We start from the raw sequence: 22,748 nt of genomic DNA, 5'->3' as shown, positions 1-22,748 counted from the left end.
ACAGTCAACTTCAGCGGCGACTGACACACCGCCATCGCGAGCAAGCTCGCTCCCACACTGGGTGTTGTGTCGAGCTTCCGATTTTCATCCGGCATATAACTTGCTCCGTTTCCAGCTTCCCCAGGCTGGAAACGGACATGCTTCACTCCCACCTCACCACCCTCAACGCCGTCTCACTGGTACTGAGCACCTTTAAAAGCGAAGGCTTGCCCAGCGATGCCTTGTTGGCCGGCAGCGGCATCAGCGCGGCGGACCTGAGCCGGGCCGATACGCGCATCACCACCAACCAGGAGATGCAGGTCTGCGCCAACGCAGTGGCCCTCAAGCGCGACATCGGCCTGGAATTGGGCCTGCGCATGCACGTTTCGTCCTACGGCATGCTCGGCTATGCCTTGCTCACCAGTGCCACCTTAGGTGACGCTTTGCGCCTGGCACTGCGCTACCCGGCGCTGTTGGGAACACTCTACGAGCTGAATCTGGACGACGATGGCGAACACATCTGGTTCAGCGCCAACGACTATCGGGAGAACCCGGCCCTGGCGGTGTTCAACGCCGAGTTCTGCATGGTTTCGCTAAAGGTGATCTGCAACGACCTCCTCGGCCATGCACTGCCGTTGCACGCTGCGCGCTTCGAACACCCGGCGCCCGATTATCAGGCGCGCTACACCGCGCTCTTCGACTGCCCGGTACGCTTCGACAGCAGCGATAACGCTTTCGCCTTCGACCGTCACTGGCTCGACCAACCCTTGCCCCTGGCCGACCCCATCACCCATCACGCCATGGCCGAACGCTGTCGTCGGCAGAACACCGAATTCACCGGACGCCAAGCCTGGCTGGGGCGGATCCGCCAGTTGCTCGACACACAACTGGACGCCGCCCCCGGCCTGGAGGGCCTGGCCGAACAGATGAACTGCTCGGCGCGCACCTTGCGCCGGCACCTCAAGGACCTGGGCTGCAGCTACCAGGAACTGCTGGACGAACTGCGCTTCGAGCGGGCCAAGCAGATGCTCTGCGAGGACCAATTGCCGATCTATCGAATCGCCGAACGACTGGGCTTCAGCGAAACCGCCAGCTTCCGCCATGCCTTCGTGCGCTGGAGCGGCGTGGCGCCCAGCCAGTTCAGAGCCTGAATCGCCGCTCTGGTAGGCAACGAGTCCCGTTTGGACTGGGATACCGCTACACCTTGAGGCCGGGGGTGTCTGTGCTGCCGCCATCGCGAGCAAGCTCGCTCCCACAGAGGATTGCCACTGTTCACAAATGTTGCGAACAGCCCCACCCCCTGTGGGAGCGAGCTTGCTCGCGATGACGACCCGGTCAGCGCCGCAAAAACGCCTGATGCAACGCCTCCACCGTCTGGAAGTGATACGCCGGGCGCTCGGTGCTGAGTTCTTCGTGGCTGCCAAATCCATACCCGACCGCTGCCGCATCCAGACCATTGCTGTGGGCGCCGATCAGGTCGTGTTTGCGGTCGCCGATCATCAGGGTGCTGGCCGGGTCGAGGCCTTCTTCGGCCAGCAGGTGGGCGATCAGCTCGACCTTGTTGGTACGGGTGCCGTCCAGTTCGCTGCCGTAGATCACCTTGAAGTGCCGGGCGAAGTCGAAGTGGCGGGCGATTTCCCGGGCGAAGACCCAGGGTTTGGAAGTGGCGATGTACAACTGGCGCCCTTGGCCGCCCAAGGTTTCCAGCAGCGGCATCACGCCGTCGAAGACCCGGTTCTCATAAAGGCCGGTGACCTTGAAGCGCTCACGGTAGAAATTCACCGCTTCCCAGGCCTTGGCTTCGTCGAAGTCATAGAACTGCATGAAGGCCTGCAACAGCGGTGGACCGATAAAGTGCTCGAGGCGGGTGAGGTCGGGCTCGTCGATGCCCAATTTGCTCAGGGCGAACTGGATCGAACGGGTGATGCCCTCGCGCGGGTCGGTGAGGGTGCCGTCGAGGTCGAAGAGTACGGTTTGGTAATGCATGAAATTTCCTGGGCAATGGCGGGACGATTCAGGCCTGGTCGTAACCTTCGGCCAGATGCAGGTCCTTGAGCTTCACGTAGTTCGCCGCGCTGTAGGTGAAAAATGCGCGTTCCTTGTCCGTCAGCGGCCGAACCTGTTTCACCGGGCTGCCCACGTACAAAAAGCCGCTTTCCAGGCGCTTGCCTGGCGGTACCAGGCTGCCGGCACCGATGATCACATCGTCTTCGACCACGGCGCCATCCATGACGATGCTGCCCATGCCGATCAGGATCCGGCAGCCCACCGAGCAACCATGGAGCATGACCTTGTGGGCGATGGTCACGTCGTCGCCGATCAGCAATGGGAAGCCATCCGGATTGAAAGGCCCGGCGTGGGTGATGTGCAGCACGCAACCATCCTGGACACTGGTCCGCGCACCGATACGGATGCGGTGCATGTCGCCGCGAATGACCGTCAGCGGCCAGACGGAGCTGTCTTCGCCGATTTCGACGTCGCCGATCACCACCGCGGTGCTGTCGACAAAAGCGCCACGGGCGAGCCGCGGGCTGTGGTTCTGGTACGTGCGAAGGGTCACGATAGGCTCTCTCTTATCCGGTGATAGGCGCTGCTAGCTGCGGTGAACGCCGATTGTAATTAAGATGGGGCGATGTTTCTTCCAGCCAAGGTGTCGACCGTGAGCGTGAACAACCCTCTTTTGCAGCCCTATGACCTGCCGCCATTCTCGGCGATCCGTGCCGAGCACGTGCAACCGGCCATCGAGCAGATCCTGGCTGATAACCGTGCGGCCATCGCCGAAATCCTCAAGACCCAAGTCCAGCAGCCTACCTGGGCCGGCCTGGTATTGGCGATGGACGAGCTCAATGATCGCCTGGGCGCCGCCTGGAGCCCGGTCAGTCATTTGAACGCCGTGCGCAACAGCCCGGAACTGCGCGAAGCCTACGAGGCCTGCCTGTCAGCGCTGAGTGCCTACTCCACCGAACTGGGCCAGAACCGCGAGCTGTTCCAGGCTTTCGAAGCCCTGGCGAACAGCCCGGAGGCTGCCGGTTTCGACGTGGCGCAGAAAACCATCCTGGAACATTCCCTGCGTGATTTCCGCCTGTCGGGCATCGACCTGCCGCCCGAGCAGCAGAAGCGCTACGCCGAGGTGCAGAGCAAACTGTCCGAACTGGGCAGCCGCTTCTCCAATCAGCTGCTGGACGCGACGCAGGCGTGGACCAAGCACGTCACCGACGAGGCTGCCCTCGCCGGCCTGACCGACTCGGCCAAGGCGCAAATGGCCGCGGCCGCCCAGGCCAAAGAGCTGGACGGCTGGCTGATCAACCTGGAATTCCCCAGCTATTACGCGGTGATGACCTACGCCGAAGACCGCGCCCTGCGTGAAGAAGTCTACGCCGCCTACTGCACCCGCGCCTCGGACCAGGGCCCGAACGCCGGCCAGAACGACAACGGCCCGGTGATGGAACAGATCCTCGACCTGCGCCAGGAACTGGCCCAATTGCTCGGTTTCGCCAACTTCGCCGAGTTGAGCCTGGCGACCAAGATGGCCGAATCCAGCGATCAGGTCCTCAGTTTCCTGCGTGACCTGGCCAAGCGCAGCAAACCGTTCGCCGCCTTGGATCTGGAACAGTTGAAAGCCTTCGCCGCCGAACAGGGCTGCCCCGACCTGCAAAGCTGGGACAGCGGTTTCTACGGTGAAAAACTGCGCCAGCAACGTTACAGCGTGGCCCAGGAAGCCCTGCGCGCCTACTTCCCGATCGACAAGGTCCTGAGCGGCCTGTTCGCCATCGTCCAGCGTCTCTACGGCATCGAGATCGCCGAACTGAAAGGCTTCGACAGCTGGCACCCGGACGTGCGCCTGTTCGAAATCAAGGAAAACGGCCAGCACGTCGGCCGCTTCTTCTTCGACCTCTATGCCCGCGCCAACAAGCGTGGCGGCGCCTGGATGGACGGCGCCCGCGACCGTCGTCGCACCTTCGAGGGTGTCCTGCAAAGCCCGGTGGCCAACCTGGTGTGCAACTTCACCCCGGCCGACAGCGGCAAGCCAGCGCTGTTGACCCACGATGAAGTCACCACCCTGTTCCACGAGTTCGGCCATGGCCTGCATCACCTGCTGACCCGCGTCGAACACGCTGGCGTGTCCGGCATCAACGGCGTGGCCTGGGATGCGGTGGAACTGCCGAGCCAGTTCATGGAGAACTGGTGCTGGGAGCCCGAAGGCCTGGCGCTGATTTCCGGCCACTACGAAACCGGCGAACCACTGCCCCAGGACCTGCTGGAAAAAATGCTCGCGGCGAAAAACTTCCAGTCCGGCCTGATGATGGTTCGTCAACTGGAGTTCTCGCTGTTCGACTTCGAGCTGCACGCCACCCACGGCGACGGCCGCAACGTGCTGCAAGTGCTCGAAGGCGTGCGCGACGAGGTATCGGTCATGCGCCCACCGGCCTACAACCGCTTCCCCAACAGCTTCGCCCACATCTTCGCCGGCGGGTACGCAGCGGGCTACTACAGCTACAAGTGGGCGGAAGTGCTGTCGGCCGATGCGTTCTCCAAGTTCGAAGAGGACGGCGTGCTCAACGCAGCCACCGGGCGTGCCTTCCGTGAGGCGATCCTGGCCCGTGGCGGCTCCCAGGAACCGATGGTGCTGTTCGTCGACTTCCGTGGCCGTGAGCCGTCGATTGACGCACTCTTGCGCCATAGCGGCCTGACCGAGGACGCGGCAGCATGAGTGAGGGGCCTGTGATTACCAAACGACGCTTCATAGCCGGGGCGGTCTGCCCGGCGTGCAGTGAGCCGGACAAGTTGATGATGTGGAACGAAGACGGCGTGCCGCACCGCGAATGCGTGGCCTGCGGCTATTCCGACACGCTCAACGAACAAGGCCTGTCGGTGCCCAAGGAATTGGGCACCCGTGTGAACACACCGGCGCCCAAGGTGCCGGACGCCAAGGTCCAGGCGGTGCAGTTTTTCCCCAACCCCAAGTTGAAGAAAAAGACCGACTGACATCTGCGGCATCACCTTCCGGGCCGCCCGGCCCGGAAGCGATACATATTTACCGCCGGGCCCGGGCCCTTCCTTCACAGACTGTCCACCAGTACAGACTGACAGGAAGGTTCCCATGCTCGACGATGACAATCCGCTGTTGCAGGCCTATGACCTGCCCCCGTTTGCCCACATCCAGGCCCGGCATTTCTCCCCGGCCCTTGACCGGATCCTGGTGGAAAGTCGCGCTCAAGTGGCCGACATCATCAAGACCCAGACCCCCTTTCCCACCTGGGATGACCTGGTGCTGGCCATGGACGAAATCCATGGGCGCCTGGAGAGCTTCGGCTACCTGCTGCATCTCCTGACCACGACCAGGCCAGGGGCGGCCTGGGCGCAAGCTTCCCTGGCGTGCACTGAACGGCTGCATGACTTCCAGGTTGAACTCAAACAACACCCCACACTGTTCACGCTTTACCAGCGCTTGGCAGACAGCCAGATCGCCAAGCATTTCGCCCCGGCTCGCAAACGGGTCCTGAAAAAAATCCTCGGCCAGTTTCACCAGAACAGGTCGGCAGGGCACCTGTCGGCCGACCTGAATCTGTTGAAGTTGCGCATCGACGAACTCCAGGGGTTATTCCTGGAGAACCTGCACATGGCCAATCAGGCCTGGAGCAAAGCGTTTGACGATGAAGCTCCGCTGAGCGGCCTGCCGTCGCGCTTCAAACAACAGATGGCCCAGCGGGCACGCGATGCCGGGCGCACGGGATGGTTGCTGACGCTCAGCGAGGAAGCCTTTGGCGCCGTCACTCAATACGCCGACAACCGCGCCCTCCGTCAGCAAATGTACGAGGCCTACAGCACCCGCGCATCGGACCAGGGCCCCCAGGCGGGCCATTTCGACAACAGCGACATCCTCAGGCAGTTGTTGGAAGACCGTCATCGGTACGCCACCGCCCTGGGCTATTCGGATTTCGCTCAAATGGCGATCGAGCCCGAGCAAGCCGTGTCCACCGAAGAAGTCCTGGCTTTCCTGCGGGCCCAACTCAAACGACAGCACGGCGCTTTCGAGCGGGACGCACGCCAGCTCAAGGCCTTCGCCACGCAACAGGGTTTCGACGAACTCCAGCCGTGGGATTACCCCTACCTGGCGAATCAACTCCGCCAGCAGGCAGCGGGCCTTTCCAAGCAAGCGCTGAGCGTCTGGTTCCCCTTGGAATCCACCTTCGCACAGCTACTGCTGATGGCCACGGAGCTGTTCGGGGTGAGCTTCGCCGAGCGACATGACGTGGCGACCTGGCACCCGGATGTGCGCCTTTTCGAAGTCAGCGAATGGGGAGCGGTCATTGGCTACCTCTATTTCGATCCGTTTTCGGATGCAAGCCGAGACGGTTACCCCAATACCACCACCCTGCGCAGCCGCCGCATCACCGCGGAGGGACGCCCGCGACACCCCATTGCGACGCTGCATGCCTGGCTGCCGCGCAGCGTAGGGGCGGACCCGGTCCTGCTCGATCATCTGCAACTGCGCATTCTTTTCCATGAGTTCGGCCATTGCCTGCAGCATGTCCTGACCCGCGCCGAATACCGTGACCTGTCGGGCATCTCTGGCCTGTCCCGCGATACCGCCGAATTTGCCGGGGTGTTGTTCGAGCAATGGTGTTTCTCCAGGCAATGCCTGGTGCGGGTCTCCAGGCACTATCAAACCGGGGCGACGATGTCTGACAAGGTCGCCGGCCAAGTGTTGACCTTTGCCAGCACCCAGGCCAGTTGGGAAACCGCCGTCCTGTTGCGCAACGCGTTATTCGATATGGAGCTGCACCGCACCCACGGCGACGGGCGGACCGTCCAGCAGGTGTTCGATCAAGCCAGTGCGCAGGTGGGGCACTTGCCGGTGTCCGCGAACGAGCGCTGGCCCAATGGCCTGGACTACCTGGTGACCGGCTATGGCGCGCGGCTCTACGCCTATGCCTGGTCGAAGGCACTGGCCGCCAAAGTATTCCAGCGATTCCAGCGTGACGGGCTGTTCAACCCGGCAACAGGCCGGGCACTGCGCGAAACCATTTTTGCCCCGGGCGACTTGCGACCGTTGTCCGAATCCATCGCCACCTTTACCGGCACGCCGCCGATCAACGCCGCGGCAGCGCCACCTGGGGGTCGAGGTGCTGCGCCGGCGTCGTTGAATTGACCCAGCTTGCCAAGGAGCAAAGGGCAAAGACGCTGGTGCTGCAATCGCCGTTCGCCAATGCCGTGCGGAGTTTGTCGATGTCGGCCTGCATCATGTAGCGCACCCCGTCCTTGAAATGATGACTGTCACCGAAGCCACCTTCGGTCATCTCGTTCAGGGCGTCTTCTTTGCTCCAGCCCTGGACCACCACCCGGTACATGGCGGCCACCAGTCCGGTGCGGTCCGAGCCGTGCTTGCAGTGCATCAGCACCGGCCCCTTGGCTTCGGCCGCCTGGACGGCGCGCAAGGCCCTGAGTATGTCGCTGTCATCGACGTGATTGGTGCGATAGGGCAACTGCACCTGCTCGATGCCGGGGGTGGACAGCCAGCGCTTGTCCGACTCCGGCAGGAAGGTGATGACCGTGCCGATCCTGAGCTTCGTCAGCAAGGGCACCGCCCCGCCGTCCGGCAGGGAGCTGCGGTAGAGCGTGGGGGACATCTGGTAGAGGTTGTAGTCCTTTTCCACCGGCTGCGCCCATTCAGCGGGCCTCGTCTCAGGGGAATCGGCCGCTTGGGCGGGCGCTTCGGCCAGCCCGGTGAGCAAGGCCAGGCAGAGCAGCGAACGGGAGCAGAACTTGAGCATGCATGAACGACCGAAAGTGAAGAAACACGAGAGGCTCAGTCTCGGCTCGCTGCGGTTAAAAGCCTGTGAGGAGAACGTCAAAGCGTTGTGAACGCCGATCCGGTATTTGGGCTGCTGAATGGCACTGGCCTTAATGGAAGACAGCGAATACTGTATACACATACAGCTTTCGGAGTATTCCCATGCCAGCCACCCTTCCACCGCGCGGCCGCGGCACCGCGACCAACCCGCATAACCGCTTCGCCCCGAGCCGCTCGGTGGCCGAAGATGACGGCTGGTATCAGGAAGTCCCGCAAACCCAGGGCACCGAAGTGCGCATCGAAACGGCAAAGACCATCATTACCCGCAACACCTCGTCCGATATCCCGTTCGACCGCTCGATCAACCCGTACCGAGGCTGCGAGCACGGCTGCATCTACTGCTATGCACGACCCAGCCATGCCTATTGGGACCTGTCGCCGGGGCTGGATTTCGAAACGAAGCTGATCGCCAAGACCAATGCCGCCGATGTGCTGGAAGAGCAATTGTCCCGGCGCGGCTATCAATGCGCACCGATCGCGCTGGGGTCCAACACCGATCCCTATCAGCCTATCGAACGCGAACAACGGATAACCCGCCGGATTCTCGAGGTGCTGCTGCGTTATCGGCATCCGGTGACCATCGTCACCAAGGGTTCGCTGATCCTGCGCGACCTGGACCTGCTGACCGAGCTGGCGCAACAACGCCTGGTGCACGTGATGATCAGCCTCACCACCCTGGACGATGAACTCAAGCGCATTCTCGAACCCCGCGCGGCGGCACCCAAGGCTCGGCTGCGGGCGATCAAGGTCATGCGCGAGGCGGGGATCGCCGTGGGGGTGCTGTGCGCACCGATGATCCCGATGATCAACGACAGCGAGATCGAGAGCCTGCTGGCCGAAGCCCACGCCGCCGGCGCGCAGAATGCCGCCTACGTCATGCTGCGCCTGCCGCTGGAAGTCGCGCCGCTGTTCGAGCAGTGGTTGCAGGCGCATTACCCGCAACGCGCCGCCCACGTGCTGAGCCTGGTGCGCCAGAGCCGCGGTGGCGAACTGTATGACAGCCGCTTCGGTGCGCGGATGCGCGGCGAAGGCCCGTTCGCCGACCTGCTGGCCCAGCGATTTGCCAAGGCACTCAAGCGCCTGGGGCTGGAGCGCCGCGACGGATACAATCTTGACTGCGATGCCTTCTGTCCGCCGGGCCGACAGATGTCGTTGATTTGATTAAAGTTGAACCTGGAACGGCGCTGGACATGATCTGCGCCAGCGTTTCGCCACCCCTGGAATCATTGTCCTAGAGCCTTCGATTTCAGTTTGAGTTAAGTTTCGGCCGCTACCTTGTTCAGCGAGTGACTGACAGGTCGAACACCCCGACCTGGACGTATTTTAACCAGCCACTGGCGTCATACCGTCAAAAGAGGATGAATCATGAGTGACAAGGATAAACAGCCGTTGGCTGCGTCGGCTTCAGCCCAACCCGAGGCGGAAACCGCCGATGCAGCGCTGCAGCATATTGTTGACGGCTTTTTGCATTTCCATCACGAGATCTTTCCGCAACAGGAAGAACTCTTCAAGAAACTCGCCACCGCCCAAGCGCCCCGGGCGATGTTCATCACCTGCGCCGATTCGCGCATCGTGCCCGAGTTGATCACCCATAGCTCCCCCGGCGACCTGTTCGTGACCCGTAACGTCGGCAACGTCGTGCCGCCTTACGGGCAGATGAACGGCGGCGTCTCCACCGCCATCGAATACGCCGTGCTGGCCCTCGGTGTGCAACACATCATTGTGTGTGGCCATTCCGACTGCGGCGCCATGCGTGCCGTGCTCAACCCCGACACCCTGGAAAAAATGCCCACGGTCAAGGCCTGGCTGCGCCACGCCGAAGTGGCCAAGACCATGGTCCATGACAACTGTCCGTGCGGCGACGAAAAACAGACCATGCCCATCCTCACCGAAGAGAATGTGATCGCGCAGCTGCAGCATCTGCGAACGCATCCCTCGGTAGCGTCGCGCATGGCCAGCGGTCAGTTGTTCATCCATGGCTGGGTGTACAACATCGAGACCAGCGAGATCAAAGCCTTTGACGCGGACCAGGGACGTTTCCTGCCGCTCGATGGCAGCCATCCGATACCGGTGGCGACGCCCAAAGCGCGCTTCTAACCACTCTTAAACTTGTGTGGTTCAAGCCTTGCCGCCATTTGCGCGGTAGGGCTTCGCCATGCCTGAAGAAAACTTCGGGAGAGTTGCCATGCGTGCTGCTCAATTAAAAGCTGTTCTGCCACGGGAGCTGTTGGCTTCGGTGGTTGTGTTTCTGGTGGCCCTGCCTTTGTGCATGGGCATCGCCATCGCCTCTGGCCTGCCGCCGGCCAAGGGCCTGATTACCGGCATCATCGGTGGTTTGGTGGTGGGTTTCCTGGCCGGCTCGAAGCTGCAAGTCAGTGGCCCGGCCGCCGGCTTGGCGGTTTTGGTCTTCGAACTGGTGCGCCAGCATGGTGTGGCAATGCTCGGGCCGATCCTGTTGCTGGCCGGTCTGCTGCAATTGTTGGCCGGGCGTTTTCGCCTGGGCTGCTGGTTCCGGGTCACCGCGCCTGCCGTGGTGTACGGCATGCTCGCGGGTATTGGCGTGCTGATCATACTGTCCCAGGTCCATGTGATGCTCGACGCCGCGCCCAAGCCCTCCGGGCTGGATAACCTGGCGGCGTTCCCGGCGGCGGTGGCCCAGGCCTTGCCGTCTTTCGGCTGGCAGGCGGGCCTGCTCGGTCTGTCGACGATTGCGGTGATGTGGCTGTGGGAAAAGTTTCGCCCCCACCGTCTGCGCTTCATTCCTGGCGCCTTGCTGGGTGTCGGCCTGGCGACCGTCGCCAGCCTGCTGCTGGCCTTGCAGGTCAAGCGTGTGGAAGTGCCGGAGAACATGGCCGAAGCCATTGATTGGCTGCGCCCGGCGGACCTGCTGAACCTGGCCGACCCGACGCTGCTGATCGCCGCATTCGCGGTGGCTTTCATCGCCAGCGCCGAAACCCTGCTGTCAGCGGCCGCCGTCGATCGCATGCACAGCGGTGAACGTGCGGACTTCGACCGGGAACTGTCGGCCCAAGGTATCGGCAACATGCTCTGCGGCCTGCTCGGCGCCCTGCCGATGACCGGCGTGATCGTGCGCAGCTCGGCCAACGTCCAGGCCGGGGCTACCACACGGATGTCGACGATTTTCCACGGCCTGTGGTTGCTGCTGTTCGTATTGTTGCTGTCCAGCGTGCTGCAAAGCATTCCGGTGGCGAGCCTGGCGGGTGTGCTGGTGTACACCGGTTTCAAACTGGTGGACCTCAAGGCGTTTCGCAGCCTGGGTCGTTATGGCCGGATGCCGATGTTCACCTACGCCGCAACGGCCCTGGCGATCATCTTCACCGACCTGCTGACCGGTGTGCTGATCGGCTTCGGCCTGACCCTGGCGAAACTGGCCTGGAAAGCCTCACGCCTGAAAATCAGCCTGATCGACCTGCCCCAGGAAGGCGAGATGGAACTGCGACTGGTCGGGGCCGCCACCTTCCTCAAGGTGCCGGCATTGACCCAGGTACTGGACACCATACCCACCGGCGCGACCGTGCATGTGCCGCTCAATAACCTGAGCTACATCGACCACTCGTGCCTGGAGTTGCTGGAAGAATGGGGCCGGGCGAATGCCAGCAAGGGTTCGAAGCTGCTGATCGAATCCCGCGGGCTCAAGCGCAGGTTGGAGGGGCGGTTGCGCACCACCGTGGGAGTTGGCGCGGCGTCTGCCTGACACCCAAGAAATCCTGTGGGAACGAGCTTGCTCGCGATAGCGGTGTATCAGCCAACTGTGATGTTGCTGGTCCATTGCAATCGCGAGCAAGCTCGCTCCCACAGGGGGCTGTTGCTGGACACATGCTTTATGAACCACCCGGATTCAATGTGGGAGCGGGCTTGCTCGCGATGGCGGCGTGTCAGTCAACTGTGATGTTGCTGATCCAATGCAATCGCGAGCAAGCTCGCTCCCACAGTGGGCTGTGGCTGGACACTTATTTTATGAACCCCCGGATTCAATGTGGGAGCGGGCTTGCTCGCGAAGGCATAGTGTCAGTCAACTGTGATGTTGCTGATGCAATGCCATCGCGAGCAAGCTCGCTCCCACAAAGGTTTTAAGTTGTCCTGATGGATCAAGCCGCCGGCTGATCCAGCTCCAGGCCCACGCCCAGACGACGGGACATGCACGGCCAGCGCTTCCAGGCCGCGCCGGTTTCCGGGCTGCTGAGCTTCTCGCGGTAGGTTTCTACCGACTCCAATGCAAACGTCTCGTCGTTGAGCATCTCATCGAACGTGTGATGGACCACTTCATCGAGTTGGTTGGCAAATGCCTCACCGATCAACTGGTGGGCGATCAGGTTGGCGACCGTCATGTCCAAGGGGATCAATGGCTGGCCGAAATGCTTGATGTACAGATCGTTGACCTCTTCGACGAACCGATGTGCCAGGTAGGCTTCGTCCAGAAGGCTGTCGAGCCCGACATGCCCGGCCATGATGGTCGGCGGCTGAAGGAAGTACTGTTCGGCAATCTTCAGTACCGGTTTGATCTGCGACTCGATACCCGCCTCCCTGGCGACATCATTGGCTGCATCCAGCAGGTCGGGTACCTCATCAATGTAGGCGGCGACAAAACGCGCCAGGACGTCGTTGGCGTTCGCGTCCGGCAATTGAATGGCTCGGTGCAGGTTCGGCAGTTGGGCCGTCAACTGACGAGTCAACTGACCGGTCTCGGCTTCGTGTTGTTGGGCTTTTTGGATCTGCTCGCGCAATGCGGCGGTGTTCATGACAACTCCAGGAAACAAAGGCAAAGAAATAGGGAAGACATAACTTAGCTGGCCCAAAAACACTCCTAAGACCTATTTTTCATAACCGCCTCATCCTTGCTGCGTCGCAGTTATATCGGTTTGCCATCACTTAGTTCGCATCCTTCTCCATTCGTGGGCTCTAGCGCAAGCCCCGGCTGTTTCAAACGATTTACGCCATCGCGTTGCGAGGTTGCAGGTGCTGTCTATACTCGGTTTGGAATGGAGTTAGCTGATGACACCCGATTGCATGTGCAGCAAGGCGCGGCGGTTCAAGTTGGTAGTCTGAAGTAGCCGATCCCTTGCCGCAGGCTTTACGCCTACGGGATAACAAGAACGATAAGGGGAACCCGCAATGACGCGACATCCACACGTATGGATGGGCCTCCTGTTGTGGTCGATTTTCAGCCAGGCACAAGCGGCCTGGACTGTGAATATGGCGCCTGGAGCGACACAGATCAGCAACGCAGTGTTCGACCTGCACATGACCATCTTCTGGATCTGTGTGGTCATCGGCATCATCGTCTTCGGCGCCATGTTCTGGTCGATGATGATGCACCGCCGCTCAACCGGCCAGAATGCCGCGCACTTCCACGAAAACACCCGCGTTGAAATCCTCTGGACCATCGTGCCCTTCCTGATCCTGGTGCTGATGGCGATTCCCGCCACCGCCACCCTGATCAAGATGTACGACTCCAGCGAGTCGGACATCGATATCCAGATCACTGGCTATCAATGGAAGTGGCACTACAAGTACCTGGGCCAGGACGTCGAGTTCTTCAGCAACCTGGCCACCCCCGCCGAACAGATCCATAACCAGAGCGCCAAGGGCGAGCATTACCTGCTGGAGGTCGACAAGCCGCTGGTGCTGCCGGTCGATGCCAAGGTGCGCTTCCTGGTGACCTCCGCCGACGTGATCCACTCCTGGTGGGTGCCGGCCTTCGCGGTCAAGCGCGATGCGATCCCCGGGTTCGTCAACGAAGCCTGGACCCGTGTCGACAAGCCCGGCCTGTACCGCGGCCAATGCGCCGAACTGTGTGGCAAGGACCATGGCTTCATGCCCATCGTGGTGGAGGTCAAGAGCAAGCCCGACTACGAGAAATGGCTGGGCGAACGCAAGGCCGAAGCCGCGCAACTTAAAGAGCTGACCAGCAAGGAATGGACGCTCGAAGAACTCAAGGAACGTGGCGACAAGGTCTACCACACCACCTGCGTGGCCTGTCACCAGGCCGAAGGGCAGGGTCTGCCACCGATGTTCCCGGCGCTCAAGGGATCGAAAATCGCCACCGGGCCCAAGGCTGATCACCTGAGCCTCGTCTTCCACGGCAAGCCCGGCACCTCCATGGCCGCGTTCGGCAAGCAGCTGTCGGAAGTCGATATCGCCGCGGTCGTGACCTATGAACGCAACGCCTGGGGCAACAACAAGGGCGACATGGTGACGCCGAAAGAAGTGCTGGAACTCAAACAGGCGGAAAGCAAATGAGCCGGCCTGACGTGTGTTCCCGTAACCGGTCGGGGCTTACCGCCCCGCACCGTCCAGCCCACTCGTTCGAAGGAGACAGGACATGAGTGCTGTGATCGATGACCACGGTCATGCCGGCGCCGACCACGCCCACGGCCCCGCCAAGGGCCTGATGCGCTGGGTGCTGACCACCAACCACAAGGATATCGGCACGCTGTACCTGTGGTTCGCCTTCTCGATGTTCCTGCTGGGCGGCTCGTTCGCCATGGTGATCCGCGCCGAGCTGTTCCAGCCCGGCCTGCAGATCGTGCAGCCGGAATTCTTCAACCAGATGACCACCATGCACGGCCTGGTGATGGTCTTCGGCGCGGTGATGCCGGCGTTCGTCGGCCTTGCCAACTGGATGATCCCGTTGATGATCGGTGCGCCGGACATGGCCCTGCCACGGATGAACAACTTCAGCTTCTGGCTGTTGCCGGCCGCGTTCCTGATGCTGGTGTCGACGCTGTTCACCCCGGGGGGCGGGCCGAACTTCGGCTGGACCTTCTATGCCCCGCTGTCCACCACCTATGCGCCGGAAAGCGTGACGTTCTTCATCTTCGCCATCCACCTGATGGGCATCAGCTCGATCATGGGCGCGATCAACGTGGTCGCCACCATCCTCAACCTGCGCGCCCCCGGCATGACCCTGATGAAAATGCCGCTGTTCGTCTGGACCTGGCTGATCACCGCGTTCCTGCTGATCGCGGTGATGCCGGTGCTGGCCGGCTGCGTGACGATGATGCTGATGGACATCCACTTCGGCACCAGCTTCTTCAGTGCCGCCGGTGGCGGTGACCCGGTGCTGTTCCAGCACGTGTTCTGGTTCTTCGGCCACCCCGAGGTGTACATCATGATCCTGCCGGCCTTCGGTGCCGTCAGCTCGATCATCCCGGCCTTCTCGCGCAAGCCGTTGTTCGGCTACACCTCGATGGTCTACGCCACGGCCGCCATCGCGTTCCTGTCGTTCATCGTCTGGGCGCACCACATGTTCGTGGTGGGCATTCCGCTGGTGGGCGAGCTGTTCTTCATGTACGCCACCCTGCTGATCGCCGTGCCCACCGGGGTGAAGGTGTTCAACTGGGCCAGCACCATGTGGCAAGGCTCGCTGACCTTCGAGACGCCAATGCTGTTTGCCGTGGCGTTCGTGATCCTGTTTTCCATCGGCGGTTTCTCCGGGCTGATGCTGGCCATCGCCCCGGCGGACTTCCAGTACCAGGACACCTACTTCGTGGTGGCGCACTTCCACTATGTGCTGGTGCCCGGCGCGATCTTCGGGATCTTCGCCTCGGCCTACTACTGGCTGCCGAAATGGACCGGCCACATGTACGACGAAACCCTCGGCAAACTGCACTTCTGGCTGTCCTTCATTGGCATGAACATGGCGTTCTTCCCGATGCACTTCGTCGGGCTGGCGGGCATGCCCCGGCGGATTCCCGACTACAACCTGCAGTTCGCCGACTTCAACATGGTCTCGTCCATCGGCGCGTTCATGTTCGGCACCACGCAGATCTTCTTCCTGTTCATCGTGATCAAGACCATCCGTGGCGGCGAGCCGGCACCGGCCAAGCCGTGGGATGGGGCCGAAGGGCTGGAGTGGAGCGTGCCGTCGCCGGCGCCGTATCACACCTTTACCACGCCGCCGGAAGTGAAATAGATGACACCGGGGCCTTATGTGGGAGCGAGCTTGCTCGCGATGGCAGCGACTCGGTGTGTCAGACACACCGCTATCGCGAGCAAGCTCGCTCCCACAGGGTTCCTGGTAGGGACTGGAAATCATGGCTGATTCGATTTCACTGAAGAAACTGGTCACCCGCCTGCTGTTGGTGGTGGTAGCCATGTTCATCTTCGGGTTTGCCCTGGTGCCGATCTACGACGTGATGTGCAAGGCGTTCGGCATCAACGGCAAGACCGCCGGGCAATACGAAGGCGAGCAAACCGTCGATGAATCGCGTCAGGTGCGTGTGCAGTTCCTGTCGACCAATTCGGTGGACATGCCCTGGGATTTCTACCCCAAGGGCGATGAACTGGTGGTCCGGCCGGGGGCGGTGAACGAGATGGTCTTTGTCGTCCACAACCCCACCAACCGGCCAATGAGTGCCCAGGCGGTGCCGAGCATCGCGCCGAGCAACGCGGCGGCGTATTTCCACAAGACCGAATGCTTTTGTTTTACCCAGCAAGTGCTGCAACCCGGCGAACGCATCGAAATGCCCATGCGCTTCATCGTCGACCGGGACATGCCCAAGGAAGTGAAGCATCTGACGCTGTCCTACACGCTGTTCGACATCACCGCTCGTCATCCACCGGTGGCTTTAAACACTGACCGATAGCGTGCCCGATAAGGAGAACAATAAATGGCAACTCACGAACACTATTACGTTCCGGCCCAGAGCAAATGGCCGATCATCGCCACGGTCGGGATGTTCGTCACGGTGTATGGCCTGGCCACCTGGTTCAACGACCTGAAGGCCGCCCGGCCGGATTCCCACGGCCCGCTGATCTTTTTCGTCGGCGGCCTGCTGGTGGCCTACATGCTGTTCGGCTGGTTCGGCGCGGTGATCAAGGAAAGTCGCGCCGGGCTGTACAGCGCCCAGCTCGACCGCTCGTTCCGCTGGGGCATGAGCTGGTTCATCTTTTCCGAGGTGATGTTCTTCATCGCGTTCTTCGGCGCCCTGTTCTATGTGCGCATGATCTCCGCACCGGGCTTGGCGGGCGAAGGCACCAAGGGCCTGTCACACATGCTCTGGCCGAGCTTCGAGTTCGCCTGGCCGTTGCTGAACAACCCCGATCCGAAACTCTTCCCGGCGCCCAAGGACGTCATCAGCCCCTGGGGCTTGCCGCTGCTCAACACCATCCTGCTGGTCAGTTCCAGCGTCACCGTCACCATCGCCCACCATGCCCTGAAAAAAGGCCATCGCGGCGCGCTGAAAATCTGGCTGGCCATCACCGTCCTGCTGGGTTGTGCCTTCCTGGGCTTCCAGGCCGAGGAATACATCCACGCCTATAAAGAACTGGGCCTGACCCTGGGCTCCGGCGTCTACGGCGCGACGTTCTTCATGCTCACGGGCTTTCACGGCGCCCACGTCACCATCGGCACGATCATCCTGTTCGTCATGCTGATGCGCATCATGCGCGGGCACTTCGACAACGAGCACCAGTTCGGCTTCGAGGCGGCGAGCTGGTATTGGCACTTCGTCGATGTGGTGTGGATCGGCTTGTTCATCTTCGTCTACGTGCTCTGAGGCAAACGCTACCAGGGCGCGTGTGACACCAGTTGGCCGCTGAAGAAACCCCAGGCGATCAAGCCGACGGTGGCGGCGGCCAGACCGACCCGAATCACCAAGGCGATGACCAGGCGATTGGAACTGCTGTCGTCCTTGACCAGAAAAAACAGACCGCTGAAAAGGCTGGCAATCGTGGCAATCAGCATCAGGACGATGGCTGCTTTTAGCATTAGGGACACTCCGGGGGGACGCAATGCACGTGAGTATAGCTATCCCGTTCGACGGCTTTCGGACGGCGCCATGAAACACTTTCGGCCGGGCATCCTGCCGTCGCTGGTGGTCGCCGTTCTGGTGCCGGTGATGGTGTGCCTGGGGTTCTGGCAACTGAGCCGGGGCGAACAGAAACGTGTGCTCATGGAGAGTTACGCCGAGCGCCGCGTGGCGCCGCCGCTGGACAGCACCGAGCTGGCACACACCACCGACCCGGCCTTTCGAGCGGTCACGCTGCAGGGCCAGTTCGACGCCGAGCACAGCATCCTGCTGGACAACCGCCAACACGACGGCAAGGTCGGCGTCGAGTTGCTGCAACCGTTCCTCGACCACCGGACCGGGCTCTGGCTGCTGGTCAATCGCGGCTGGCTGCCCTGGCCGGACCGGCGTACCCCGCCGGTCTTCAACACGCCGGAACAACCCGTCAGCCTCCAGGCCTGGGTCTATGTCGCCCCCGGCGCGACGTTCCAGCTCCACGCCGACCCGGCCGGCGCTCCCTGGCCGCGACTGGTCACTGCCATCGAGCCGGACAAGCTCTGGGCCGACCTGGGCCGCAGCGGCTTCGCCTATGAATTACGCCAACAAAACGGCCCCGGTGCCTACCGGACCGATTGGCCCGTCGTGGCCATGGGCCCGGAAAAACACCTCGGTTATGCCGTGCAGTGGTTCGCCATGGCGGCGGCCCTGTTCGGCCTTTTTCTTTATCTCGGATGGCACAACGCAGGGAGACACCATGGGAAGCACCATGAATCCAACCAACACGTCTGAGGCGCCCGCGGCACACAACCGTCGCAAGGGCCGCGTGCAATTGCTGCTGATCGTGCTCGGGGTGATCGGCCCGATGATCCTGGCCACCGGCATGTACAAATTCCAGTTCTGGGTGCCCGACAGCCGCAGCTACCACGGCGAACTGATCGGCACCGGCCAGACCCGCGCCGAGATTGGCGTGCAGGCCGACGAGCAGCGCTGGCAGATCCTGGTCACGGCGCCACAGGAATGCTCGGTGGATTGCCGGCAACTGGTGTACCTGGCCCGGCAAGTCCAGATCAGCCTGGGCCGCGAAGCCTCTCGCGCCAGCCATGCCCTGGCGGTGGCGCAACCGTTGGACGCCGAGTACGACGCTCAACTGCAACGCGAATACCCGCAACTTCAACGCTACCCACTGGACCTGCCGGCCTATCAGAAAGGCGCCCAGGGCTCCGGCGGCGCCCAACTGTGGATCATCGACCCCCACAGCAACCTGGTGCTGCGCTACGACGCCCGGGTCAAGGGCAAGGACCTGCTCAACGACCTGCGCCACTTGCTGAAACTGTCGAACATCGGATGAGGGCATCGACATGGCCAAACCAGGATTTCGCCTCGCGCTGTTTGCCACGCTGCTGGCACTGATCGTCGTATTGCTGGGCGCCTACACCCGGCTGACCCACGCCGGCCTCGGCTGCCCCGACTGGCCCGGCTGCTACGGATTCATCAGCGTGCCCAAGAGCGAAGCCCAACTGGCCCATGCCGAGCTGCACTTTCCCGACACTCCGGTGGAAGCCCACAAGGGCTGGAACGAGATGGTCCATCGCTACTTCGCCGGCGCCTTGGGCTTGATGATCGTAGCGTTGGCGGCACGGTCCTGGATGAACCGCCACCGCCCGGGTCAGCCGTTGAAATTGCCGCTGTTCCTGCTGGCGGTGGTCTTCGCGCAAGCGGCATTCGGCATGTGGACCGTGACCCTCAAGCTCTGGCCCCAAGTGGTCACCGGGCATTTGCTGGGCGGCTTCGCGACGTTGAGCCTGCTGTTTCTGCTTACGCTGAGATTGTCCGGCGTACTACCGGCGCTGACCGTGCCCAAGCGCCTGCAACACTGGGCCACCGCCGGGCTGCTGCTGGTGATCGGCCAGATCGCCTTGGGCGGCTGGGTCAGTTCCAATTACGCCGCCGTGGCCTGCATCGACTTCCCCACCTGCCACGGCCAATGGCTGCCACCGGCCGACTTTGCCAACGGCTTTCACCTGACCCAACACATCGGCCCCAACTACCTGGGCGGGCAACTGGACAGCGACGCCCGCACCGCCATCCACCTGACCCACCGCATCGGCGCCTTGCTGGTGACCGTGGTGCTGCTCGGGCTGGCCTGGCAATTGAAGACCGTCGGCATGACCCGCCTGGCCGGGCTGGTGCTGACGGCGCTGGCGGCACAGATCACCCTGGGCATCAGCAACGTGCTGTTCCACCTGCCGTTGCCGGTGGCCGTCGCCCACAACGCCGGGGGCGCCGCGTTGCTGCTGACCCTGGTATTGGTCAACTATCACGCCCGCACCAGCCTGGTCCGGGTCAAGCATCAAGTCCCGCTGCGCTGGCGGTTCAACCCGCATAAACACGGCGTCAGCCCCATAACTATAAAAGGAGAGATGCCATGGCAACCTTGACCGGTGAACGCCACAGCCAAGCGATCTGGCGCGATTACCTGGAGCTGACCAAGCCGAAAGTGGTGGTGCTGATGCTGATCACCTCGCTGGTGGGCATGTTCCTCGCCACCCGCGCCGGCGTGCCCTGGACGGTGCTGGTGTTCGGCAACCTGGGCATCGCCCTGTGTGCCGGCGGCGCGGCGGCGGTCAACCATGTGGTGGACCGCCGCATCGACGCCGTCATGGCCCGCACCCACAAACGGCCACTGGCCGAAGGGCGCATCTCCCCCGCCGCCGCACTGACCTTCGCCCTGGCCCTGGCCGTGATCGGCCAGGCCCTGCTGCTGGCCTTCACCAACCCACTGACAGCCTGGCTGACCCTCGCTTCATTGCTGGGTTATGCGGTGGTCTACACCGGCTTCCTCAAGCGCGCAACGCCACAGAACATCGTCATCGGCGGCCTCGCCGGCGCGGCGCCGCCGCTGCTGGGCTGGGTGGCGGCCACCGGGCATGTCAGCGCCGAACCGCTGCTGCTGGTGCTGATCATCTTCGCCTGGACCCCACCACATTTCTGGGCCTTGGCCATCCACCGCAAAGAGGAATACGCCAAGGCCGACATCCCGATGCTGCCGGTGACCCACGGCGAGCACTACACCAAAATCCATATCCTGCTCTACACCCTGGTGCTGCTGGCGGTGAGCCTAATGCCGTTCGTGATCCATATGAGCGGAATGCTCTATCTTGTTTGCGCGCTCGTGCTGGGCGCCCGGTTCCTGCAATGGGCCGTGGTGTTGTACCGTGGCACTCGGCCGCACGCGGCGATCAACACCTTCAAGTACTCTATCTATTACTTGTTCCTGCTGTTCATCGCCCTGCTTGTAGATCATTACTTACTGTTGAGCCTATGACTCGAACCCAGAAAACCGTCTTCATCCTCGTGGCCGTGATCGCACTGATCCTAGGCCTGACCATCAACAAGGTGCTGTCCGGCAAAGGCCAGGGCGACCCGACCGCGCTGATCGACGCCGGCATCATCCTGCTGCCCCAGAGCCGCAACCTGCCGGACGTGAAAATGACCGACCAGGACGGCCAGCCCGTAGTGATGGATGGATTGAAAGACAAATGGAGCCTGCTGTTCTTCGGCTACACCTTCTGCCCGGACATCTGCCCCACCACCCTCGCCCAACTGCGCCAGATCAAAAGCGAGTTGCCGAAGGAAGCTGTGGATAAGTTGCAGATCGTACTGGTCAGCGTCGACCCGAACCGCGACACGCCCAAGCAACTGAAGCAGTACCTGGGGTACTTTGATCCGCAGTTCAAAGGCCTGACTGCTTCGTCTGTTGAAGACCTGCAGAAACTGGCGAATGCGGTGAGCATTCCGTTTATTCCGGCGGATACCAGTAAGCCCAACTATACGGTTGATCACAGCGGCAACCTGGCGGTGATTGGGCCGGACGGTACCCAGCGCGGGTTTATTCGCGCGCCGTTGAATAATCAGAAGCTGGTGGCGCAGTTGCCGGAGATGCTGAAGCGTAAATAGCGCCTCCAGGAGCATGCCGTTCAGCTAAGCCATGCCCATTCCTTGTGGTGAGGAAGTCCCCTTGTGGTAGGGAAGTCCCTTGTGGCGAGGGGATTTATCCCCGCTGGGCTGCGCAGCAGCCCCCAAAAGGCTGAACACAATCAACATGGCACAACGCGATGGCTAGGTTCAGGACGAGAGGCCTCCAGCCCCCGCTCCCACACCGGGTGGAAGTGAACACACTATCTGCAACAGCCCCCCAACCCCTGTGGGAGCGAGCTTGCTCGCGATGAAATCGACTCGGTTCCAGACCAAAACAAGTCACCCGCATCGCCGACAAACCCTGCTCCTACAGACCCCACCTACACCCCACCACCAACCCACGCATCCTTGCGCCTTTGCCTACAACTACGCCAGAATCCGCCCGCTTGTGCGCCTTGTCCCGGGGTTCTATTGTTTTCCTGCCACTGCCCATCAGTGGTCGGGTTTAGTAGCCCGGTTCCCACCTTGGTTGTACAAGTCTCATCAGTCAGGCATTTGCCTGTTCTCGATGGTGGCTGTGCGCATGGCGCCCTCGGGCGCGCCGGGTTTGGTGTGGGTTACCGGTCTACTAACTTGCGCACAGCCGCCACCCTTTCGTTTAGTAGCGAGATGGTGCGGCCTACTATGAGGACCCACACCGATGTACAAAATAACCCCGAATCCGCCAGAGGCAGATTCCACTTCTACGTCCGCAAAATCCAAAGCCAAGCAGCAAGACGAAACCACCAAACGCGTGCTTGATCACTACTTGCTGCCGAAATCTGAAAAATCTCAAGACGCCCCCAAACCGGGCCAGCTATTCACCGTCGTGAAAGGCCTCGATAACGAATGCTTGCTCGCCAATCTCAGCGAGACGCTGGCTTCGGCTGATGCGATGGTGAGTGATCTGGCGTTTGATCTGGATGGATCAAGGCGTCATGTGGCGCAAGGGATTCAGCAGTTGATTGAGCTGAGTTCGTTGTTGGCGAATCGGGTGTTGGATAATGTGGAGCCGAGGCAGTAGCCAAACAGCTCCAACGAAAAAAACCCGGCGCTTTGCGCTGGGTTTTGGCTCTTTTATCCGCAAGAGCGAGCGGCGAATATCGTGATGAGCGACGTCAACTATGCTGCTAGCAGCTGCCTCGCAATAGTTAGGCGCTGCGGAGTTCGTCCAATGCTCCCCGGCCACCTCAGACTTTAGGCAT

At 61.8% G+C, this 22,748-nt stretch carries 22 protein-coding genes; 17 read left to right on the top strand and 5 right to left on the bottom strand.

The window, feature by feature from the left end:
- Nucleotides 1–137: 137 nt before the first annotated feature.
- The gene (locus tag AB7M32_RS05005; RefSeq protein WP_454249258.1) at nt 138–1,130 is read left to right on the top strand and encodes an AraC family transcriptional regulator; all 993 of its coding nucleotides are present in this window, start codon (nt 138–140) and stop codon (nt 1,128–1,130) included.
- A gap of 184 nt (nt 1,131–1,314) precedes the next feature.
- Here the strand turns inward: AB7M32_RS05005 and AB7M32_RS05000 are convergent, their stop codons facing one another.
- A complete protein-coding gene (locus AB7M32_RS05000; RefSeq protein WP_060739818.1) occupies nt 1,315–1,965 on the bottom strand; it encodes an HAD family hydrolase in 651 nt (216 codons plus the stop codon).
- Between the two features lie 28 nt (nt 1,966–1,993).
- Nucleotides 1,994–2,539: a gamma carbonic anhydrase family protein gene (locus AB7M32_RS04995; protein WP_454249257.1), complete on the bottom strand. Its 546-nt coding sequence runs from the start codon at nt 2,537–2,539 to the stop codon at nt 1,994–1,996.
- A 99-nt stretch (nt 2,540–2,638) separates the two neighbouring features.
- Here AB7M32_RS04995 and prlC point away from each other — a divergent pair, with 99 nt between their 5' ends.
- The 3 genes from prlC to AB7M32_RS04980 all read left to right on the top strand — a co-directional run bounded on the left by prlC (nt 2,639) and on the right by AB7M32_RS04980 (nt 7,132).
- Nucleotides 2,639–4,690 (top strand): oligopeptidase A, encoded by a 2,052-nt coding sequence (gene prlC, locus AB7M32_RS04990; RefSeq protein ID WP_454249256.1) that lies wholly within the window; start codon nt 2,639–2,641, stop codon nt 4,688–4,690.
- On the top strand, nt 4,687–4,965 hold the full coding sequence (locus AB7M32_RS04985; protein ID WP_092204877.1) for a YheV family putative zinc ribbon protein: 279 nt from the start codon (nt 4,687–4,689) through the stop codon (nt 4,963–4,965). Before prlC ends, AB7M32_RS04985 begins: the two co-directional genes overlap by 4 nt.
- A gap of 115 nt (nt 4,966–5,080) precedes the next feature.
- A complete protein-coding gene (locus tag AB7M32_RS04980) occupies nt 5,081–7,132 on the top strand; it encodes a M3 family metallopeptidase (RefSeq protein ID WP_454249255.1) in 2,052 nt (683 codons plus the stop codon).
- Here the strand turns inward: AB7M32_RS04980 and AB7M32_RS04975 are convergent.
- The gene (locus AB7M32_RS04975) at nt 7,074–7,754 is read right to left on the bottom strand and encodes a phosphatase domain-containing protein (protein ID WP_454249254.1); all 681 of its coding nucleotides are present in this window, start codon (nt 7,752–7,754) and stop codon (nt 7,074–7,076) included. The genes AB7M32_RS04980 and AB7M32_RS04975 overlap by 59 nt on opposite strands.
- A gap of 182 nt (nt 7,755–7,936) precedes the next feature.
- Between AB7M32_RS04975 and AB7M32_RS04970 the strand changes: the two genes are divergently transcribed.
- From AB7M32_RS04970 to AB7M32_RS04960, 3 genes are all read left to right on the top strand, one after another.
- On the top strand, nt 7,937–8,995 hold the full coding sequence (locus AB7M32_RS04970; protein WP_454249253.1) for a PA0069 family radical SAM protein: 1,059 nt from the start codon (nt 7,937–7,939) through the stop codon (nt 8,993–8,995).
- A gap of 204 nt (nt 8,996–9,199) precedes the next feature.
- On the top strand, nt 9,200–9,931 hold the full coding sequence (locus AB7M32_RS04965; RefSeq protein WP_060739823.1) for a carbonic anhydrase: 732 nt from the start codon (nt 9,200–9,202) through the stop codon (nt 9,929–9,931).
- Between the two features lie 88 nt (nt 9,932–10,019).
- Entirely contained in the window at nt 10,020–11,549 is a 1,530-nt protein-coding gene (locus tag AB7M32_RS04960) for a SulP family inorganic anion transporter (protein ID WP_454249252.1), read from the top strand.
- A gap of 394 nt (nt 11,550–11,943) precedes the next feature.
- Here the strand turns inward: AB7M32_RS04960 and AB7M32_RS04955 are convergent, their stop codons facing one another.
- Nucleotides 11,944–12,594, bottom strand: a complete 651-nt coding sequence (locus AB7M32_RS04955) for a hypothetical protein (protein WP_025211149.1) — start codon at nt 12,592–12,594, stop codon at nt 11,944–11,946.
- A 373-nt stretch (nt 12,595–12,967) separates the two neighbouring features.
- Here AB7M32_RS04955 and coxB point away from each other — a divergent pair, with 373 nt between their 5' ends.
- The 4 genes from coxB (at nt 12,968) to AB7M32_RS04935 (ending at nt 17,355) form a co-directional block, all read left to right on the top strand.
- Nucleotides 12,968–14,095 carry a cytochrome c oxidase subunit II gene (gene coxB, locus AB7M32_RS04950; RefSeq protein WP_454249251.1) on the top strand — a complete coding sequence of 376 codons (1,128 nt, stop codon included), beginning with the start codon at nt 12,968–12,970 and terminating at the stop codon, nt 14,093–14,095.
- An 82-nt stretch (nt 14,096–14,177) separates the two neighbouring features.
- Nucleotides 14,178–15,770, top strand: coding sequence for a cytochrome c oxidase subunit I (gene ctaD, locus AB7M32_RS04945; RefSeq protein ID WP_072411169.1), 1,593 nt, complete (start codon nt 14,178–14,180; stop codon nt 15,768–15,770).
- Between the two features lie 121 nt (nt 15,771–15,891).
- Nucleotides 15,892–16,443, top strand: coding sequence for a cytochrome c oxidase assembly protein (locus tag AB7M32_RS04940; RefSeq protein WP_123413963.1), 552 nt, complete (start codon nt 15,892–15,894; stop codon nt 16,441–16,443).
- A 24-nt stretch (nt 16,444–16,467) separates the two neighbouring features.
- Nucleotides 16,468–17,355, top strand: a complete 888-nt coding sequence (locus AB7M32_RS04935; protein ID WP_454249250.1) for a cytochrome c oxidase subunit 3 — start codon at nt 16,468–16,470, stop codon at nt 17,353–17,355.
- A gap of 8 nt (nt 17,356–17,363) precedes the next feature.
- Here the strand turns inward: AB7M32_RS04935 and AB7M32_RS04930 are convergent, their stop codons facing one another.
- The gene (locus tag AB7M32_RS04930; RefSeq protein WP_454249249.1) at nt 17,364–17,567 is read right to left on the bottom strand and encodes a twin transmembrane helix small protein; all 204 of its coding nucleotides are present in this window, start codon (nt 17,565–17,567) and stop codon (nt 17,364–17,366) included.
- A 70-nt stretch (nt 17,568–17,637) separates the two neighbouring features.
- Here AB7M32_RS04930 and AB7M32_RS04925 point away from each other — a divergent pair, with 70 nt between their 5' ends.
- From AB7M32_RS04925 to AB7M32_RS04900, 6 genes are all read left to right on the top strand, one after another.
- The gene (locus AB7M32_RS04925; protein WP_454249248.1) at nt 17,638–18,375 is read left to right on the top strand and encodes an SURF1 family protein; all 738 of its coding nucleotides are present in this window, start codon (nt 17,638–17,640) and stop codon (nt 18,373–18,375) included.
- A complete protein-coding gene (locus AB7M32_RS04920) occupies nt 18,341–18,934 on the top strand; it encodes a hypothetical protein (RefSeq protein ID WP_072411158.1) in 594 nt (197 codons plus the stop codon). Before AB7M32_RS04925 ends, AB7M32_RS04920 begins: the two co-directional genes overlap by 35 nt.
- Nucleotides 18,935–18,944: 10 nt before the next feature.
- Complete coding sequence (locus tag AB7M32_RS04915) at nt 18,945–20,024, top strand: COX15/CtaA family protein (RefSeq protein ID WP_454249247.1); 1,080 nt, start codon at nt 18,945–18,947, stop codon at nt 20,022–20,024.
- Nucleotides 20,012–20,911 (top strand): heme o synthase, encoded by a 900-nt coding sequence (gene cyoE, locus AB7M32_RS04910; RefSeq protein WP_072347596.1) that lies wholly within the window; start codon nt 20,012–20,014, stop codon nt 20,909–20,911. The genes AB7M32_RS04915 and cyoE overlap by 13 nt, the downstream gene beginning before the upstream one ends.
- Nucleotides 20,908–21,543 carry an SCO family protein gene (locus AB7M32_RS04905; protein WP_454249246.1) on the top strand — a complete coding sequence of 212 codons (636 nt, stop codon included), beginning with the start codon at nt 20,908–20,910 and terminating at the stop codon, nt 21,541–21,543. The genes cyoE and AB7M32_RS04905 overlap by 4 nt, the downstream gene beginning before the upstream one ends.
- A gap of 661 nt (nt 21,544–22,204) precedes the next feature.
- Nucleotides 22,205–22,567 (top strand): DUF6124 family protein, encoded by a 363-nt coding sequence (locus tag AB7M32_RS04900; protein WP_454249245.1) that lies wholly within the window; start codon nt 22,205–22,207, stop codon nt 22,565–22,567.
- Nucleotides 22,568–22,748: the final 181 nt, after the last annotated feature.

This window comes from Pseudomonas sp. R151218B TE3479 (assembly GCF_053629195.1).
Note: the sequence above shows the minus strand (reverse complement) of the source record. Positions and strands in the feature narration are given on the sequence as shown.

Bases quoted from the DNA above. Each gene is read 5' to 3' on its own strand.
- AB7M32_RS04905 (WP_454249246.1), top strand. From the start codon at position 20,908: ATGACTCGAACCCAGAAAACCGTCTTCATCCTCGTGGCCGTGATCGCA.
- AB7M32_RS04970 (WP_454249253.1), top strand. From the start codon at position 7,937: ATGCCAGCCACCCTTCCACCGCGCGGCCGCGGCACCGCGACCAACCCG.
- AB7M32_RS05005 (WP_454249258.1), top strand. From the start codon at position 138: ATGCTTCACTCCCACCTCACCACCCTCAACGCCGTCTCACTGGTACTG.
- AB7M32_RS04940 (WP_123413963.1), top strand. From the start codon at position 15,892: ATGGCTGATTCGATTTCACTGAAGAAACTGGTCACCCGCCTGCTGTTG.
- AB7M32_RS04915 (WP_454249247.1), top strand. From the start codon at position 18,945: ATGGCCAAACCAGGATTTCGCCTCGCGCTGTTTGCCACGCTGCTGGCA.
- AB7M32_RS04985 (WP_092204877.1), top strand. From the start codon at position 4,687: ATGAGTGAGGGGCCTGTGATTACCAAACGACGCTTCATAGCCGGGGCG.
- AB7M32_RS04935 (WP_454249250.1), top strand. From the start codon at position 16,468: ATGGCAACTCACGAACACTATTACGTTCCGGCCCAGAGCAAATGGCCG.
- AB7M32_RS04900 (WP_454249245.1), top strand. From the start codon at position 22,205: ATGTACAAAATAACCCCGAATCCGCCAGAGGCAGATTCCACTTCTACG.
- AB7M32_RS04965 (WP_060739823.1), top strand. From the start codon at position 9,200: ATGAGTGACAAGGATAAACAGCCGTTGGCTGCGTCGGCTTCAGCCCAA.
- AB7M32_RS05000 (WP_060739818.1), bottom strand. From the start codon at position 1,965: ATGCATTACCAAACCGTACTCTTCGACCTCGACGGCACCCTCACCGAC.
- AB7M32_RS04955 (WP_025211149.1), bottom strand. From the start codon at position 12,594: ATGAACACCGCCGCATTGCGCGAGCAGATCCAAAAAGCCCAACAACAC.
- AB7M32_RS04930 (WP_454249249.1), bottom strand. From the start codon at position 17,567: ATGCTAAAAGCAGCCATCGTCCTGATGCTGATTGCCACGATTGCCAGC.
- AB7M32_RS04980 (WP_454249255.1), top strand. From the start codon at position 5,081: ATGCTCGACGATGACAATCCGCTGTTGCAGGCCTATGACCTGCCCCCG.
- AB7M32_RS04920 (WP_072411158.1), top strand. From the start codon at position 18,341: ATGGGAAGCACCATGAATCCAACCAACACGTCTGAGGCGCCCGCGGCA.
- cyoE (WP_072347596.1), top strand. From the start codon at position 20,012: ATGGCAACCTTGACCGGTGAACGCCACAGCCAAGCGATCTGGCGCGAT.
- AB7M32_RS04975 (WP_454249254.1), bottom strand. From the start codon at position 7,754: ATGCTCAAGTTCTGCTCCCGTTCGCTGCTCTGCCTGGCCTTGCTCACC.
- AB7M32_RS04925 (WP_454249248.1), top strand. From the start codon at position 17,638: ATGAAACACTTTCGGCCGGGCATCCTGCCGTCGCTGGTGGTCGCCGTT.
- ctaD (WP_072411169.1), top strand. From the start codon at position 14,178: ATGAGTGCTGTGATCGATGACCACGGTCATGCCGGCGCCGACCACGCC.
- AB7M32_RS04960 (WP_454249252.1), top strand. From the start codon at position 10,020: ATGCGTGCTGCTCAATTAAAAGCTGTTCTGCCACGGGAGCTGTTGGCT.
- coxB (WP_454249251.1), top strand. From the start codon at position 12,968: ATGACGCGACATCCACACGTATGGATGGGCCTCCTGTTGTGGTCGATT.